16 protein-coding genes are annotated in these 16,628 nt (G+C 44.0%); 12 read left to right on the forward strand and 4 right to left on the reverse strand.

Annotation, left to right across the window (positions count from 1 at the left end; all coding sequences use genetic code 11):
- Positions 1 to 123: 123 nt before the first annotated feature.
- The 5 genes from QE357_RS07605 (at position 124) to QE357_RS07625 (ending at position 3,373) form a co-directional block, all read left to right on the forward strand.
- Complete coding sequence (locus tag QE357_RS07605; protein WP_198555143.1) at positions 124 to 438, forward strand: four helix bundle protein; 315 nt, start codon at positions 124 to 126, stop codon at positions 436 to 438.
- Between the two features lie 83 nt (positions 439 to 521).
- Positions 522 to 1,667: a Gfo/Idh/MocA family protein gene (locus QE357_RS07610; protein ID WP_106635565.1), complete on the forward strand. Its 1,146-nt coding sequence runs from the start codon at positions 522 to 524 to the stop codon at positions 1,665 to 1,667.
- A 64-nt stretch (positions 1,668 to 1,731) separates the two neighbouring features.
- The gene (locus QE357_RS07615) at positions 1,732 to 1,956 is read left to right on the forward strand and encodes a DUF433 domain-containing protein (protein ID WP_106635664.1); all 225 of its coding nucleotides are present in this window, start codon (positions 1,732 to 1,734) and stop codon (positions 1,954 to 1,956) included.
- Entirely contained in the window at positions 1,953 to 2,306 is a 354-nt protein-coding gene (locus tag QE357_RS07620) for a DUF5615 family PIN-like protein (protein WP_106635566.1), read from the forward strand. Before QE357_RS07615 ends, QE357_RS07620 begins: the two co-directional genes overlap by 4 nt.
- A gap of 14 nt (positions 2,307 to 2,320) precedes the next feature.
- A complete protein-coding gene (locus tag QE357_RS07625; protein WP_106635567.1) occupies positions 2,321 to 3,373 on the forward strand; it encodes a sugar phosphate isomerase/epimerase in 1,053 nt (350 codons plus the stop codon).
- 90 nt (positions 3,374 to 3,463) lie between these two features.
- Here the strand turns inward: QE357_RS07625 and QE357_RS07630 are convergent, their stop codons facing one another.
- Positions 3,464 to 4,411 carry a glycosyltransferase family 9 protein gene (locus QE357_RS07630; RefSeq protein ID WP_309706584.1) on the reverse strand — a complete coding sequence of 316 codons (948 nt, stop codon included), beginning with the start codon at positions 4,409 to 4,411 and terminating at the stop codon, positions 3,464 to 3,466.
- 428 nt (positions 4,412 to 4,839) lie between these two features.
- Here QE357_RS07630 and QE357_RS07635 point away from each other — a divergent pair, with 428 nt between their 5' ends.
- Both QE357_RS07635 and QE357_RS07640 read left to right on the forward strand, forming a co-directional pair.
- Entirely contained in the window at positions 4,840 to 5,556 is a 717-nt protein-coding gene (locus QE357_RS07635; RefSeq protein WP_106635569.1) for a DUF1080 domain-containing protein, read from the forward strand.
- 257 nt (positions 5,557 to 5,813) lie between these two features.
- Entirely contained in the window at positions 5,814 to 7,319 is a 1,506-nt protein-coding gene (locus tag QE357_RS07640; RefSeq protein ID WP_309706585.1) for a succinate CoA transferase, read from the forward strand.
- 240 nt (positions 7,320 to 7,559) lie between these two features.
- Here the strand turns inward: QE357_RS07640 and QE357_RS07645 are convergent, their stop codons facing one another.
- The 3 genes from QE357_RS07645 to QE357_RS07655 all read right to left on the reverse strand — a co-directional run bounded on the left by QE357_RS07645 (position 7,560) and on the right by QE357_RS07655 (position 10,355).
- Positions 7,560 to 7,919: a transmembrane 220 family protein gene (locus QE357_RS07645; RefSeq protein ID WP_309706586.1), complete on the reverse strand. Its 360-nt coding sequence runs from the start codon at positions 7,917 to 7,919 to the stop codon at positions 7,560 to 7,562.
- 6 nt (positions 7,920 to 7,925) lie between these two features.
- Complete coding sequence (locus tag QE357_RS07650) at positions 7,926 to 8,645, reverse strand: tetratricopeptide repeat protein (RefSeq protein ID WP_307142613.1); 720 nt, start codon at positions 8,643 to 8,645, stop codon at positions 7,926 to 7,928.
- Between the two features lie 663 nt (positions 8,646 to 9,308).
- Entirely contained in the window at positions 9,309 to 10,355 is a 1,047-nt protein-coding gene (locus QE357_RS07655) for a pyruvate dehydrogenase complex E1 component subunit beta (protein ID WP_106635573.1), read from the reverse strand.
- 567 nt (positions 10,356 to 10,922) lie between these two features.
- Here QE357_RS07655 and QE357_RS07660 point away from each other — a divergent pair.
- The 5 genes from QE357_RS07660 to QE357_RS07680 all read left to right on the forward strand — a co-directional run bounded on the left by QE357_RS07660 (position 10,923) and on the right by QE357_RS07680 (position 15,771).
- Positions 10,923 to 11,228 (forward strand): co-chaperone YbbN, encoded by a 306-nt coding sequence (locus QE357_RS07660; protein WP_106635574.1) that lies wholly within the window; start codon positions 10,923 to 10,925, stop codon positions 11,226 to 11,228.
- Between the two features lie 56 nt (positions 11,229 to 11,284).
- Positions 11,285 to 12,784 carry a GH3 auxin-responsive promoter family protein gene (locus QE357_RS07665; protein ID WP_309706587.1) on the forward strand — a complete coding sequence of 500 codons (1,500 nt, stop codon included), beginning with the start codon at positions 11,285 to 11,287 and terminating at the stop codon, positions 12,782 to 12,784.
- Positions 12,785 to 13,653: 869 nt separating this feature from the next.
- Positions 13,654 to 14,823 (forward strand): 1-deoxy-D-xylulose-5-phosphate reductoisomerase, encoded by a 1,170-nt coding sequence (locus QE357_RS07670; RefSeq protein WP_309706588.1) that lies wholly within the window; start codon positions 13,654 to 13,656, stop codon positions 14,821 to 14,823.
- Positions 14,824 to 14,826: 3 nt separating this feature from the next.
- Positions 14,827 to 15,156, forward strand: coding sequence for an L-rhamnose mutarotase (locus tag QE357_RS07675; RefSeq protein WP_307142616.1), 330 nt, complete (start codon positions 14,827 to 14,829; stop codon positions 15,154 to 15,156).
- A gap of 6 nt (positions 15,157 to 15,162) precedes the next feature.
- Positions 15,163 to 15,771 carry a YigZ family protein gene (locus QE357_RS07680; protein ID WP_309706589.1) on the forward strand — a complete coding sequence of 203 codons (609 nt, stop codon included), beginning with the start codon at positions 15,163 to 15,165 and terminating at the stop codon, positions 15,769 to 15,771.
- The last annotated feature ends 857 nt before the right edge of the window (positions 15,772 to 16,628 follow it).

A 16,628-nucleotide genomic window follows, 5' to 3' on the forward strand; every position in this document is an offset into this window, starting at 1 on the left:
GAATTATTAGTTTGGAAAATAGCTCGCGAATTGTGACAGGATACTTATTCATACACGAACCGGGCAGATTTCAACCATGATTATACTTTAAAAAATTAGATTCGTGCGTCATCTGGTTCTGGAATGGATAATATTGCAGAAGGCTTTGAACGTGGTAGTCGAAAAGAGTTTATTCAGTTTTTAACTATTGCAAAAGGTTCTATTGGCGAAACTCGCTCACAGCTTTATCGGGCTTTTGATGCAAAGTATTTAACTACTGAAGCGTTTGAATCAGCCCAAAGCAAATGCTTGAATTTGGCTAAAATGCTTTATTCCTTCATCGAACATTTAAAGAAGTCGGAAATGAATGGAATTAGGTATAAAGTTCAGGAGGATAGGACTTCTTATGGAAATAATCAGACTTTGAATATTGAAAATCAGTTTTTTACTGAAGTATAAACGGATTCAAACCTTTTCAAATAATCAAACATTTTAACTCTTAATTAAACATTTTTAAACCTTCTCAATAGCTCATTTCACTGATGACAAAAATTAAAGTAGGCGTTGTTGGAACAGGATTTATTGGCCCCGCTCACATCGAAGCCTTACGCCGATTGCCTAACGTAGAAGTAGCTGCTCTCTGCGAAGTAACGTCTGAATTAGCCGCCGCCAAAGCTGCTCAGCTAGGTATTGCCCGTTCGTATACGTTTGATGAATTATTACAGCAGGAAGACATCCAGGTAGTACACATCTGTACCCCCAACTTTTTGCATTACTCGCAGTCTAAAGCTGCTTTGTTAGCGGGTAAGCACGTGGTTTGCGAGAAACCTCTGGCAAAAGATTTGCACGAAGCCGAAGAATTGGTAGAGTTAGCTGCTCAGACAGGTCTGGTGAATGCGGTGCACTTCAACCTGCGTTACTACCCTCTGGCTCGTCAGATGAAAGCCATGCAGGAAAAAGGTGAACTGGGTGAAGTCTATTCCATCATGGGTTCTTACCTGCAAGACTGGCTGTTCTACGAAACAGATTATAGCTGGCGTCTGGAGCCCGATAAGTCAGGAAACAGCCGGGCTATTGCGGACATCGGGTCTCACCTGATGGACATCATCGAGTACATCACCGGACTAAAAACGGTGGAAGTATTGGCTGACTTTAACATCATCCACAAAACGCGTAAGAAGCCTCTGAAGCCCGTTGAGACCTATTCAGGTAAAATGCTTCAGCCCGAAGATTACGCAGATATCGACATTACTACGGAAGATCACGCGAACGTTCTGTTGCGTTTCAATAACGGAAATCGTGGCGTAATTACGGTATCGCAAGTATCGGCTGGTCGTAAAAATCAGTTGAAACTGGAAATTGCTGGTTCGAAACAAACTTTTGCCTGGAATTCTGAAGCTCCTAACGAGTTATGGATTGGTAAGCGGGATGGCAATAACCAAGTATTGATGCGTGATCCTTCATTGGTTCACCCCGAAGTTCGTTCCATCATTACCTTCCCAGGTGGTCATAACGAAGGTTTTGCCGATACTTCCAAGCAAATGTTCAAAGAGGTATATGCAGCAGTAGAAGCCGGTAAAATGCCCGAAAATCCAACGTTCCCGACCTTCGCGGACGGCTACCGTGAGTTACTGATTTGCGAGAAAATCCTCGAATCAAATCAGAAACAAGCTTGGGTTCAGATCTAGTTTTGAATGATTGAAAGGATAGCTTTGTAAAAACATCGCTATCCTTTTTAGCTGAAATAAAATGATAGACTACCGATCTATAATAACCATAGAACCAGGAATACGGAGTGGAAAACCCTGTATTCGTGGGATGCGTATTACTGTAGGTGACGTATTGAGCTGGTTAGCTGCCGGAATGACTTTTGAAGAAATTCTGAATGATTATCCAGACCTTACCCAGGATGATATTCTGGCTGTGCTGGCGTTTGCAGCAGCAAAAGAGCAGCATAGCCATCGAATTGCTATATGAAATTACTATTCGATCAGAATATTTCTCACCGGATCATTGCCAAAATCAGTGCTGATTTTGCCGAAGCTACGCATGTCCGTGAAGTCGGACTGCGGGATGCAACGGATCGGGTAATTTGGGAATATGCCAAAGAATTCGATTATACGATCGTAACTAAGGATGATGATTTCGAGAAATTTCATTTGGTTTGGGGGGCTCCACCGAAAGTAGTTTGGTTAAAGATCGGCAACAGTCAAACCGATGAAATTGCTCGTATTTTAATACAACAAAAAGAGAGAATTCAGCACTTTATTACGAAAGAACTGGAAATAGGATTACTTGAAATATATCCTCTTACCATTATTCTATAACTAATCTTTAAACCATGAAAAGCTTAAAAGGTCCCGGAATATTTCTGGCTCAATTTATTGGTGATGCGGAGCCGTTTAACTCAATCGATAGTATTGCCAAATACATGGCAAATCTGGGCTACAAAGGAATTCAGGTTCCTTCAGGCGATCCCCGGATGATTGATTTGAAAACTGCCGCTGAGTCCAAAACGTATTGCGACGAGTATAAAGGCAAGCTGGCTGACATTGGTCTGGAAGTAACAGAACTCTCTACGCACTTACAGGGTCAGTTAGTAGCCGTTCACCCGGCTTATTCAACGATGTTCTCCGGCTTTGGGCCGAAAGAAGTAGCGAATGATCCGGCTGCCCAGCAGGCATGGGCTACAGAACAGTTAATCTGGTCGGCTAAAGCCAGTCAGAATCTGGGCCTTACTTCACACGTAACTTTCTCTGGAGCCTTATTATGGCCCTTTGTCTATCCTTGGCCTCAGCGTCCGGCTGGACTAGTGGACATGGCATTCACGGAATTGGCTAAACGCTGGACTCCAATTCTGAATGCGTTTGATGAAGCAGGCGTGAACGTAGGCTTTGAATTACACCCCGGTGAGGATTTACACGACGGAATTACTTTCGAAATGTTCCTCGAAAAAGTAAATAATCACCCACGGGCCGGTATTAACTATGACCCCAGCCACTTCCTGTTGCAACAACTGGATTACCTGCAATTCATCGACTTCTACCACGATCGCATTTATGCATTCCACGTAAAAGACGCTGAATTCAATCCTTCTGGCAAGCAAGGCGTATACGGTGGCTATCAGGGTTGGGTAGAGCGGGCAGGCCGCTTCCGTTCTTTAGGGGATGGTCAGGTAGATTTCAGTTCCATCTTCAGCAAAATGGCTCAGTATGACTACGATGGCTGGGCTGTGCTGGAGTGGGAGTGTGCCATCAAACACCCCGAGCAAGGTGCCGCTGAAGGAGCTCAGTTTATTACCGATCATATGATTCGTGTAACCGAACGGGCCTTCGACGATTTCGCTGGAACGGGGGCTGATGAAGCTTTCAATAAGAAGGTATTAGGTTTATAGTTCCACTACCAGTTTTGCGGCTGGTAGCGAAAATAAAAGAGCCTTTCTGACAGCATCAGAAAGGCTCTTTTTATAGTTAATTATAGCGTATCAGGCGTGTACTTTATTCTGCTCTAACCAGGCATTAATCCTGCCTAAAATGTCTTCTGGTTTAATCGTATCCATATCTGCGTTTACACAAGTAAGAGATTCCGCTTTTTTACCAACCGGTCCCCAGCGACCAGCATCTTTGGTATGGATATCCGTGTATAAACCCAGCGTATAAATGCCCGAAGCGGCGGCGATGTGAACGGGGCCCGTACTACAGGCAATTAACCCGTCAGCCTGACTGATAAACGTAATAAACTGGCTCAGCGGCATTTTACCACTAATGTCAGTTACCTCTTCCGCGTGCTGAGCAAGCCAGGGCTCCAGTTCTTCATGCTCCTTGGCTGACCCGCTGATAAAGATTTTGAATTTTGATTGATCAATTTGCCGGATGAGTTGGGAGTAGTTTTCCAAACTCCATTCCTTACTGTTTTTATGCGACTTGGGGTGAATAATCAGATTAAAGCGATCGTCTGATAATAAAGCTTTAAACTCTGGATTTAGAGGTTGGAAGCGAGTCAGTCCATAATAGTCCGTAACTTCATTCCAGGAAAGCTGCCGATAAATATCTAATCCTCTTAATAACTTCACATTTAACTGAGCTTCGTGCAGACCAGAGTTTTTGCGACTTAAGGGGATCAGTTTGTTGCAGGTATACCAGAAAAAAAAACGATTCATGGTACCGATTCTTCGCTCAATACCCGCTTTTTTCAATTGCTTCGCCACCACATCCGAATCTTTCAAATGAACTGCTACATCAATCTTTTCCTTGGCTAGTAACTGGTTGATCTCTTCTGACGTTTTTCCCGTCCAGTCATCAAAATTCACGAAACCGTCAATATGCTCACTGGCCAGAGCAATGTCACGCGTATACGTTCTTCCTAAAACAGAAACTTTCGAATCGGGATATTTTTCCTTAATCAGACCGCAGACGGGCATAGCTAACACCATATCTCCTACGGCGTCAGTTCGGCAAACTAATATATGTTTATGGTTAAAAGTCTGGGATGATGGCATAAACGAAATAAATATGTATGGGTAATGAAAGAACGGTGCCTGATGCTCTTTCCGTTAACGAGTTTCCGTGGCGAAAATTTACAATGAGAAACGAAGAAGAAGGGCTGTAAAGATAGACTTCTTCGATTAAAGCTCATGGCGTAAGCCAGATAGTTTTTAAAACCAATTCAAAAAAGTGAGTTGGAAGTACCGGATTGCTACTATTGATTAATAAATAGATTTGCAAAACGACCAATTCCATTTTTGCCACTAGATTTGTTGACTATCATTTGCTTAGGGTAAGGCAATTTCGTGAAAACAAGTTTCCCTAAGTAAATAATTTTCAGTAAAACCGTACATTTCAACAAGTTAACCTCAGATTCATGAAAAAGACACTCATCGGTATTCTGTCGCTGGTTACAGTTACCTGTCTTGCCCAATCCCCCAATTCTCTTTCCAAAGCGGAAAAAAAAGCAGGTTTCAAATTACTTTTTGATGGCAAAACCACTAATGGCTGGCATAAATACAACGGTGAAGGCATAGGTACGGCCTGGAAAATAGAAGAAGGTGCCCTAAAACTGGATGCTGACGCCCGCAAAGGTGGAGCGACGGCTGGCGATATCGTTACCGACGGTGAATACAAGGATTTTGAACTGAAATACGATTCCAAAATTGCTGAAAACGGTAACAGCGGCGTGATGTTTCACGTTGTTGAAAGTGATAAATACAAATACCCCTGGTTGACGGGTCCCGAAATTCAGGTGATTGACAACGAACGTCACTCGGATAGCAAACTGGAAAGCCACCGGGCGGGTAGTTTATACGATCTGATCCCGGCTAATCCTCAAAACGCGAAACCAGCCGGACAATGGAATTCCATGCGGGTAGTGCTGGATCAGGGTAAATTCGTGATCTATCAAAACGACGTAAAAGTGGTAGAAACGGACATGAGCACGCCTCAGTTTACCGAGATGGTTGCAAAGTCTAAATTCAAAACCATGCCTGATTTTGCCAAGTTTGCAACGGGTCATTTTTGCCTTCAGGATCACGGAGATACGGTATGGTTCCGTAATATCAAAATCCGCGAAATTAAGCACTAAGATTTCAACCTTAGTAACAAAAAAGCCTTTTCAGCGAAAGTTGGAAAGGCTTTTTTATGCGACAGCAATACTTTAAGATTCTTAACGCATAAATCAAAACCTCAAACTAAACTCCTACGAAAGCTTGGTTATTTATTATAGATAAAACGATTTTATCATATAAGTACACTTAATAAAGAATACATTTGCCCGTACCCCATTGGTCATGGAAAGTATATGTTGAATCATGTAGTACCCATTCAATCACAAGTACGCGTATGTATGAAGACCGAATATTACGAGCAGATCTGCGTGACAAAATTATAAGCGTAGATGAGGCCGCCTCGTTTATCAAAGATCAAATGGTGGTGGGAACCAGCGGCTTTACCAAGGCTGGAGACAGCAAAGCCGTATTACTGGCCTTAGCCCAGCGAGCGAAAACAGAACCTCTGAAAATCACTCTGATTACCGGGGCCTCACTGGGCCAGGATACCGACGCCGCCCTGGCGAACTCCCACGCATTGAATCGCCGGATGCCTTTTCAGGTAGATCCGGTATTACGAAAGAGTATTAACTCAGGGGAGGTTATGTTCATGGATCACCACTTGTGTGAGACCGTTGAGCTATTGCAAAACCAGCATTTACCTTCATTAGATATAGCCGTTATTGAGGCCGCCCGCATTGAAGAAGATGGCAGCATCGTGCCGACTACTTCGGTGGGAAACTCCGCTCACTTTGCGGCTCTGGCCGATAAAGTTATTGTAGAGGTTAACCTGTCAATGCCACTTTCGCTTTGCGGACTACACGATGTGTTTATGGCAGGCGTATATCCAGACCGTTCTATTATTCCCATTACCTCGCCGTCTTCCCGCGTGGGACGCACTTCCATTCCGGTTGATCCAGAGAAAATCGTGGGAATCGTTATAACCAGCGTCAAAGATAGTCCGGCTCAAATCGTACCGCCCGATGAAAAGACGACGGCTATTGCTTCGCACTTACTGGAATTTTTCAATCGGGAAGTCAGCCAGGGGAGGCTTAAAAAATCATTATTACCCTTGCAGGCCGGTATTGGCAAAGTAGCAAATGCTGTGTTATCGGGCTTTATCAATAGTGATTTTGAGAATCTCACGATGTACTCAGAGGTGTTACAGGATAGTACGTTTGAGTTAATGGATGCCGGAAAAATGATTTATGCGTCGGCTTCGTCAATTACCGTTTCTGATGAATGGTATACGAAACTGATGAAGGATATTGATAAGTATCGTGATAAGATTGTGCTGCGTCCCCAGAATATCAGTAATGCTCCCGAGGTAATCCGTCGGATGGGCGTAATTGGTATTAACACGGCCATCGAGTTTGACATTTACGGAAACGTGAATTCTACGCACATCAGCGGTACCAAAATGATGAATGGCATCGGTGGTTCGGGAGACTTTGCCCGCAACGCCTTTCTGAGCATTTTCGTGACGCAGGCGGCTTCGAAGAATAATTCTATATCTCACGTATTACCAATGGTTTCGCACGTGGATCATACCGAACACGATGTAGATATACTGGTGACGGATCAGGGTTTGGCGGATTTACGGGGATTGGCTCCCAGAGAACGGGCGAAGGCCATTATTGCCAATTGCGTGCATCCTGACTATCGGGAAGAATTACAATCGTACTTTGATCGAGCTTGCGAACGCGGGGGGCACACGCCGCACGTACTGGAAGAAGCTTTTAGCTGGCATACCCGCTTAGCAACAACCGGGACGATGAAGAAGGCTGGGGTTTCAGCATGAGGACCTTCAAATGGAGAGACGCGACTTCATGGTGTCTGGCCGGGAGATGGAAATCAATGAAAGGTAACAAAGCTACATGAATCCCTTTATTCTTCCAGCCAGATAGAGAGAAGTGGAGAGCATTATTTTAGGACTGGGATAGGTTAGTAACAGAGGGTTACTAACCTATCCCAACGTTCGTCCCATTTTTACTGAAAATCTCGAACGTAGTGAGAAATGATAGATGAGACGATTAGGTAACTAACGTCTTCTCTGCGAATAACTCATTCCTAAAAACAGCAAATAAGCCACGGCTACAATACCCAAACCGCAGGCTTCGCGGGCTAATTCCTGATTAGGCGTTTTCATCGTTAATCCTTCATTTTCGCTGAAGAAACCTTCCCAGGCGGTCATTTGTGTCCAGGAGCTAATAGCCCAGGCCGCTGACCAAATCAGTAGCACTAGTAAGAGCTCTTGATTAAACTTACCCTGAAAAGCCCGTAAGGCTGTGTAGGCAGCGATTAGGTAAATGGTACCCCAAAGCAAAGGATCGGGATCGTTGTATTGCCAGCCTGCAAACAGAATGAAAAGGGGAACGAGTAGTAATGCGAAGTACTTCATACGAAATTATTTACAGAAAGTGTCAACCGCATCGGCGGCTTCGGCATAGCCTAGTTTTTTAGATTGCTGAAAGCTCAGACAAGCGGCCTCCCGGTTTCCTACCAGATTTTGAGCCAGTCCCATGTTAAAAAAGGCCTGTGGAAATTCAGAACGCAGACCAACCGCCTGCTCATAATCGCGGATAGCGGAGGGGTAGTTTTTTTGTTCCAGATAGAGATTTCCTCGAACGAAATACGTCTCGGCGTTCTTAGGAGCCAACTGAACGGCTTTATCAAAATCGACCGTGGCTTTTTGGGGTAACTTTAATTCAGCATAAATAAAGCCACGGTTCAGATAAATCTCAGCCGAGTCGGGAGCAAGGGTAGTTGCTTTCGTTAAATCATGAATAGCCGCCTCAAAATCGCTTTGAGCCATGCGAAGTTTGGCACGATTGAAAAAAGGCAGGTATAAGGACGAATCCGCCTGAATAGCCTGATCGTAATCCATCATCGCGTTACTGAAATCTTTAAGCTGATAATGGGCGACGCCACGGGCATTGAGAGCCTCGGCATTCTTCGGATTAGCCTCTACGGCCTGGTTTAATTCCAGAATGGCTTCGTTTAATTTATTTTCCCGCAGTAATTTTCGCCCTTCTTCCAAATGTTTATTAGAAGAGTTACAGCCTGATATGCAAAGAGATAGACCTAAAATAAGGGCAGGTAGATGGAGCAGACGAAATTTTTTCATGCTGCAATTTACGCTTTGACTTGACATCGTGTCAAAATAAAACGATCTTTGCAGCGGCAAATCAGGCCAGCTCCTGTTGAATCCCCCAGGTCTTGACCGAAGCAAGGGTAGACGGTTGTAGCGGTTCGTGGTTTGCCATTTTTTATTTTATAGCCTTTCCAGTTTTACTCTCCTTCATTTTTGGGTCTTGAAATGCTCCTTTTTCGCGAAGGTGAATATTCTTATTACACGAGACTTTCTAAAATTTGCAATTATTTGTATCTTCATTCGAATGATCGAGGTATGAATGAATTTTTATACCTGTTATCTTGGACGAAGTGAGAGAACAGGGTGTAGAAAGGGATACATTTTAAGTACACCTAATGACCAGGTGAGTTCGCAAAGACAAGAAAGTCCCTTCACTCTGGATGACAGGCTTGCAGGGTAACGACACTTCGGATGGCCCGCTTCAACGAAGGACAAGCCTATGCACTTCTTCCTGGTTTTATTCAAAATACCATCTTAAGATAGTAAGCTCTTGTAACTGATGATACATTGTTTAGTGGTAGAACGCTAAAGAGCATCGATCACCTGCCGACCCATAAACTATCAACTACTTACAAAGAAAAAGCTTCGACCTGATGTCAGATCGAAGCTTTTTGTATGAAGTGATGGAGCGAGCGACTAGTTCCGGTATAAAACGGACTTCACCGCTGATACTACACGCTTAGGATTGGGTAATACCTCTTCAATCAGCGTAGGAGCGTAAGGCAGAGGTACATCGCGGCTGGTTACACGGGCGACGGGAGCGTCAAGGTAATCAAATGCGTACCGTTGCAGGTGATAGGCCACCTCCGAAGAAATAGAGGCCAGAGGAGCTGCTTCCTCAACGATCACACAACGATTCGTTTTCTTGAGGGATTTAACTACCGTACCGTAATCGATTGGACGAACAGAGCGTAAGTCGATTAACTCAACCGAAATACCTTCTTTCTCCAGTTCTTCAATCGCAGGCATTACGATGCGAGGAATTACTTTACCAAAGCTTACGATGGTAACGTCTTTTCCTTCTTTTTTTACATCAGCCACACCGATGGGGATGAGGTATTCTCCGTCGGGTACCTGACCTTTGTCACCGTACATTTGCTCCGATTCCATGAAAATCACGGGATCGTTATCGCGAATGGCTGATTTCAATAAACCTTTGGCATCGGCGGGGTTTGAGGGAATCACCACTTTCAAACCGGGTGTATTTGCGTACCAGCTTTCGAAGTTAGACGAGTGCTGAGCCGCTAACTGACCCGCGTTACCGGTGGGGCCACGAAATACGATAGGAGCGTTATATTGTCCGCCTGACATTTCGTAAATCTTAGCCGCTGAGTTGATCACCTGATCAATCGCTACTAATGAGAAGTTGAACGTCATGAACTCGATAATAGGACGCAGACCATTGGCGGCTGCACCCACACCGATTCCTGCAAAACCTAATTCGGCAATGGGAGTATCGATTACGCGTTCTGGTCCGAATTCATCCAGCATCCCTTGAGATACTTTGTACGCACCGTTGTATTCAGCAACTTCTTCGCCCATTAAAAAAACGCGGGGATCACGTCGCATTTCCTCGCTCATAGCTTCGCGAAGAGCCTCCCGAAATTGTAATTCTCTCATGTTCAGAGTTTCTGTCGTATGTCCAGCTTGAAAGTCTTCGTAAAGACCTTCAAAATTAGGCATGGATCAGCAATTGGCAAGCCTCAACTGCAATCATTTCCGATTTATGCCAATGTTTTTATGGGGAATAATTCATTATCAGCTTATTAAAAATACAGTGTCTTAGATAATTTATAAATCTAAGCTTAAAAAAGGATTATAAGCTCATTAAAAATGTAATTATTGTGCGATAAAATGATAAAAAACTTTTATTACGATTGTTTTTGTATTACTTTTAGAACGCTGCTAGGTAGGTAGTGGCGGATTACTATTGATTACGCGTAGCGAAGTTCCTGAAATCGGCTGCCTGATTTATAAAACTAGCTCCAGTACTCTCCCTCATTAAAACTAAAACATCTAAATCATCGGTATCCAACGAAATTTAGAGAAAGCACGTATTAACTATTAGTCGAGTTCATTAGTTAACCAGCGTTTGTATTCCTTAATGCCGAAAAGCGGGGAATTACTCTTGATGGCTTTGAAGGCATTCTATCAGGCATGATAAGGTCGCATCATACCCGGAATGACCAGCAAAAGCCTCATTGGCAGAGTTCAGTTTTAGTAGTCAAATCAGTTTAATCCGGAAAGATTATGACTTTGGAAGAATTTCTTCAGAGCGATGGGTGCGTTCTTATGCTGGTGTTTCAGCAATACAACCCCCAAGTGAGCCAATCAGAACGTGTGTTGGAAAGCTTTGTTAGTCAGCACCCCAGAGAAGCCCGTTTATTGCGAGTGGCTTGTGGAAGAGAAGATGAGTTATTTAAACGCTATAAGATTCAGTCGAACCCGACGGTATTGGGGCTTCGAAAAGGTCGCGAAATCTGGCGGCACGAAGGCCTCACCGACGCGGCGACCCTGGATCAGCTAGCTTCGCAACTGACAGGGAATTGTGCCTAGCCGCTCGAACTAGCTAAAGTTTGTCGTACTTTTGCAGTCTGAGAAATCATTAATGCATGGTACCCATTCGGTCAGTATTAGCAAAGCCCTTCGCGGCCTGGGTTATATCAAAGCGTCGTCAGTGGGAGTTAAAACCCGCTGAAACGCAGAATGTATGGTTTAAAAACTTACTGGATTCCGCCCGGAACACCGAGTTTGGGCGGAATCACTATTTTAAAGATATTCGAACCCCCGCCGATTTTCGTCAGGCTGTTCCCATTCGGGATTATGAAGGGCTAAAGCCTTACGTTGAGAAAGTTACCCACGGGGAAGAGGATATTCTATGGCCCGGAAAGCCCTTATACTTCGCCAAAACTTCGGGTACTACTTCAGGGGTTAAATACATTCCCATCTCCAAAGAATCCATTGGATACCACATCTCCGGTGCCCGTGATGCTCTGCTGAGTTACATTCACGAAACAGGACGAGCCGAGTTTCTGGACAAAAAGCTGATTTTTCTTTCAGGAAGTCCGGAAATGACGATGAAAAATGGCGTTCACGTAGGACGGCTTTCGGGAATTTCCAATCACCACGTTCCGTCTTACCTTCGCACCAATCAGTTACCTAGCTGGGAAACCAACTGCATTGAAGATTGGGAAACCAAACTGGATCGTATTATTGACGAAACCATTCATCAACCCATGTCGCTAATTTCCGGCATTCCGCCCTGGGTGCAGATGTATTTTGACCGGATTCAAACTCGTACAGGGAAAAAAATCAAGGATGTTTTTCCTGATTTTCAGGTCTTCGTATATGGTGGCGTAAATTTCGAGCCCTATCGGGCGAAGTTATTCGATTCTATTGGGAAGAAGGTAGACTCCATCGAGACCTATCCTGCTTCAGAAGGTTTTATCGCCTACCAGGATTCTCAGACGAATCCCGGCTTATTGATGCTTCTCAATCAGGGTATTTTCTACGAATTTGTTCCGGTAGAGGAATTCTATAATGAAAACCCCCGCCGGTTAACAATTGGCGAGGTAGAGTTGGGCAAGAATTACGTAGTCATTATGAATACCAATGCCGGACTTTGGGGGTACAACATTGGCGATACTGTGAAATTTGTTTCCAAAGATCCGTATCGCATTCTGGTAACGGGCCGGATCAAGCACTTCATTTCGGCCTTTGGCGAACACGTGATTGGAGAAGAAGTAGAGAAAGCCATGGCTTATGCCGTGAGTCGCCAGCCCGAAACGCAGGTGGTGGAATTTACAGTAGCTCCGCAGGTAACACCCACCGAAGGGGGATTGCCTTATCACGAATGGCTGATTGAGTTTGCTAATCCTCCTCAAAACCCTGAACAGTTTCGGCAGGATTTGGATACGCAGTTAACCAAGCTCAATGTCTATTATGACGATTTGATTACGGGAAACATTTTGCAGCCTTTAAAGATTAATAGTCTGCGTCAGGGAGCGTTCATTGACTTCATGAAGAGTCAGGGAAAACTTGGCGGACAAAATAAAGTACCTCGTTTGGCAAACGACCGTAAGATCGCCGACGAATTAGGCAGGTTTCACTAGTTTTGAGCGGCCGCCGCTGCGGTTTTGAGTTTTGAGCGACCGTCGCTACGGTTTTGAGTTTTGAGCGACCGTCGCTACGGTTTTCAGTTTTGAGTTTTCAGTTTTGAGTTTTCAGTTTTGAGTTTTGAGTTTTGAGTTTTCAGTTTTCAGTTTTGAGTTTTGAGTTTTCAGTTTTCAGTTTTCAGTTTTCAGTTTTCAGTTTTCAGTTTTCAGTTTTCAGTTTTCAGTTTTCAGTTGGAAAGAGAAAACCCGCAAAGGTAGGGGAGAGGTTTGGAAATGAGAATACTAACCCCGGAGGGGTTCAATATGGATAGCCCCGGATGACAATCCGGGGTTTGTGTCACAAAACATAAAAACAAAAACCCGTAAAGGAAAACATAACCCCGGAGGGGTTCAATATCAATAGCTCTAGTCTGGATGGACCCAAGCTGGATAACCCCGGATGATAATCCGGGGAGAAGGCCGGGGTTAGTTTTTTTTAACCAAATCTAAAGCCACCAGAACAGGGGGTAAACCCGTCCCGTCCCAGATTAGAACGAACGCAAAAGTAAGAACCTCCTGCCTTGGCTGGTGTCTTCACCAGCCAATTGTAAAAGGAAGTGGTTGGTGAAGACACCAACCACGGTGGGGAATACGAATAGCCCCGGGTGCAACCCGGGGTAAGGTACAAGTTAAATTACCCCGGTCTGGATGGATCTGGATGATAAAATAGAATCAACCCAACGTTTCCCCCAGAGTAACTCTCCTGCCTTGGCTGGTGTCCTCACCAGCCAATTGTAAAAGGAAGTGATTAGTGAAGACACCAACCACGGTGGGTTTAGGTGCGTAAGAACAAAAAAACGCCAACAGAAAATACCAATAATTCCCCCATGCAGAAACGAAGTATTGCTATACTGGGCTCGACGGGCTCGATTGGAACACAGGCACTGGACGTGGTTCGGGCTAATCCCGAATCCTTTCAGGTTGAAGTGTTATCCGCTCAGAATAATGCAACCTTATTAATAGAACAAGCGGTCGAATTTCGTCCGAATGTGGTGGTAATTGGTAATGAAGATGTATACGACAAGGTAAAATCGGCCCTTGATTCACTGGATATCAAAGTTTACTGCGGCATTGAAGCTCTGGCTAATGTGGTACAGATGGACACGATTGATCTGGTGCTAACATCAATGGTGGGATATGCTGGTTTGTTACCCACGCTGAAAGCGATTGAAGCGGGCAAATCCATCGCTCTGGCGAATAAAGAAACGCTGGTGGTGGCGGGAGAGCTGGTTACTGAAGCCGCTCGCCGAAAAGGCATCAATATCTACCCCGTCGACTCCGAGCATTCGGCTATTTTTCAATGTCTGGTAGGAGAGTTTCATAACCCGATCGAAAAAATTATCCTGACGGCTTCGGGCGGTCCTTTTCGTGGAAAAGACCGGGAGTTTTTGAAAACCGTTACCAAAGCTCAGGCTCTCAAACATCCGAACTGGGTAATGGGGGCGAAGATTACCATCGATTCCGCCAGTCTGATGAACAAAGGACTGGAAGTAATCGAAGCCAAATGGCTGTTTGGACTGGATACGCCGCAGATTGATGTAGTGGTACATCCGCAGAGTATCATTCATTCGCTTGTACAGTTTCAGGACGGTTCCATCAAAGCTCAGTTAGGTTTACCTGACATGCGATTACCGATTCAGTTTGCGATGGGTTATCCCAATCGAATGCCTTCTGATTTTCCCCGATTTAGTTTCCTTGACTACCCGACGCTAAGTTTCGAACAGCCTGATGCCGAGACGTTTCGAAATCTGGCTCTGGCTTACCAGGCCCTTGAACGCGGAGGGAATGCCTGCTGCATTCTGAACGCAGCCAATGAAATTGCCGTAGCTGAGTTTTTAAACGATCGGATTGGATTTCTGGAAATGTCGGACCTGATTGAAGACTGTATGAATCGAGTTTCCTTCGTGAAAAGTCCGACGTATGAAGACTACGTGCAAACGGACACGGAAACCCGCCGACTGGCTCAGGAGCTCATTAAATCACATTCCATTCATTAAGATATGTCCCGTTACGCTTTAGCTCTAGACCTCGTTGATGATCCACAATTGATCGCTGAATACGAAAAATACCATGAAACCATCTGGCCGGAAATACACGAAAGCATTACCAGTCAGGGCATTACGAACATGGAAATTTATCGGGCGGGGAATCGTCTGTTTATGATCATGGAAGTGGATGAAACGTTTAGTTTCGAGAAAAAATCGGCAGCCGATTCGGCGAATCCGAAAGTGCAGGAGTGGGAACAGCTCATGTGGAAGTATCAGCAGGCGATTCCCGCTGCCAAGCCCGGTGAGAAGTGGGTAATTATGGATAAAATTTTTCAGTTGTAGATCAAGTTGGGAGATACCTATAAAACAATAGAGCAGCCCGCTGAAGGGTTATTTAAGGATAAAGGAAGTAAGTTTCTTGCCTACGCCTATCCTTTCACGGACGAAGAAGAGCTAAAAACCCGCATTGCCGAGTTAAAAGATTTACATCCCAAAGCCCGGCATCATTGCTGGGCTTATCGTTTAACGCCCGACCGCAGCATTTTTCGGGCCAATGACGATGGGGAACCGTCAGGATCAGCGGGTAAGCCAATCCTCAATACCTTATTGTCGAATGATGTTACGAATATTCTGGTCGTAGTCGTTCGTTACTTTGGCGGCACTCTGTTGGGAGTACCCGGACTTATTAATGCCTATAAAGCAGCTACCCAGGAAGCTTTAAATGCAGCGGAAGTGGTTGAAAAACAGGTTAAGCAAAAGTACGCTCTTCGATTTGATTATTTACAGATGAATGATGTGATGCGGGTGATGAAGGAAGAATCCGTAGCCATTCTAAAGCAGGAATTCGATAACCAGTGCCTGATTGAGTTTACCATTCGGCTGTCTTTGTCCGAATCCGTGGCAGGCCGTTTGCAGAAAATAGAGGGTATAGAGCTAGAATCTATAGGAGTTATTTGATGTAATAATAAAAGGAAAAATTTTACTTATTATGAGAAAAAGCTTAGGCTATTCTGTAGACGGTTTCCTACAATTGATTTGATAATTACTAATTTTTACATTGATAATCAGTATTTTATAGAATTTGTAAGTTGGTTTTTGGTTTGGCACGTCATTTTGATACTATAGAATCGTAAACCAGATGTTATAAAACGAAAAAGAAACACTTATTTATCCTGAGAAAATCCCTGAGGAATTTCAAAAGAGGCTAAATAAGGATTTTCGTCAAGCCATAGAAAGGTAATAACGTTTACAAGATGGTTTGAAAACTGGAGCCCCTGTATTGTTCACGAGTTACACAGGATTATATGTTCAACATAAGAAACTGTTAATTCGACTCCTGAGAGCAAAACAATGCAGAATGTATTTCCGGAAAATCAAGTTTCGAGCGTAATTGGAAAAGATGGGTAACTAATACGAGTACTCTTATTACTTTTCCAGACATTAGGTTTTTTCGAGAAGTGGCCAGTGTTAACTGACCACTTTTCCTTTTTATATATCAGTTTTGAATGAGAGAAGGAGTGAATGATAGAATAAATGAATAGCCTTTCCTATTCAAATTATAAAGAAAATAACAAAGACAACCCTGACATAGAGAATCGATTAGTCGCTTCTGGCTTAGAGATGGAAATAACTAAGGGTTAACCTTGCTTTTGTTGGATTAATAGTCCAAAACTCATCTGTTGAGGATTGGTATATCATGGCCTAGGGTAGTGCTGCCTGCTTTTCGATGGCAGCGGCCACGTTGGAAAGTCTTGGTGCTTCAGATTTATAGCATTCATTTATAACTAACTGGAAAATAAAAAAGCCAGATCGTG

Origin of the sequence: Siphonobacter sp. SORGH_AS_0500 (assembly GCF_031453245.1) — a bacterium.
GTDB lineage: Bacteria > Bacteroidota > Bacteroidia > Cytophagales > Spirosomataceae > Siphonobacter.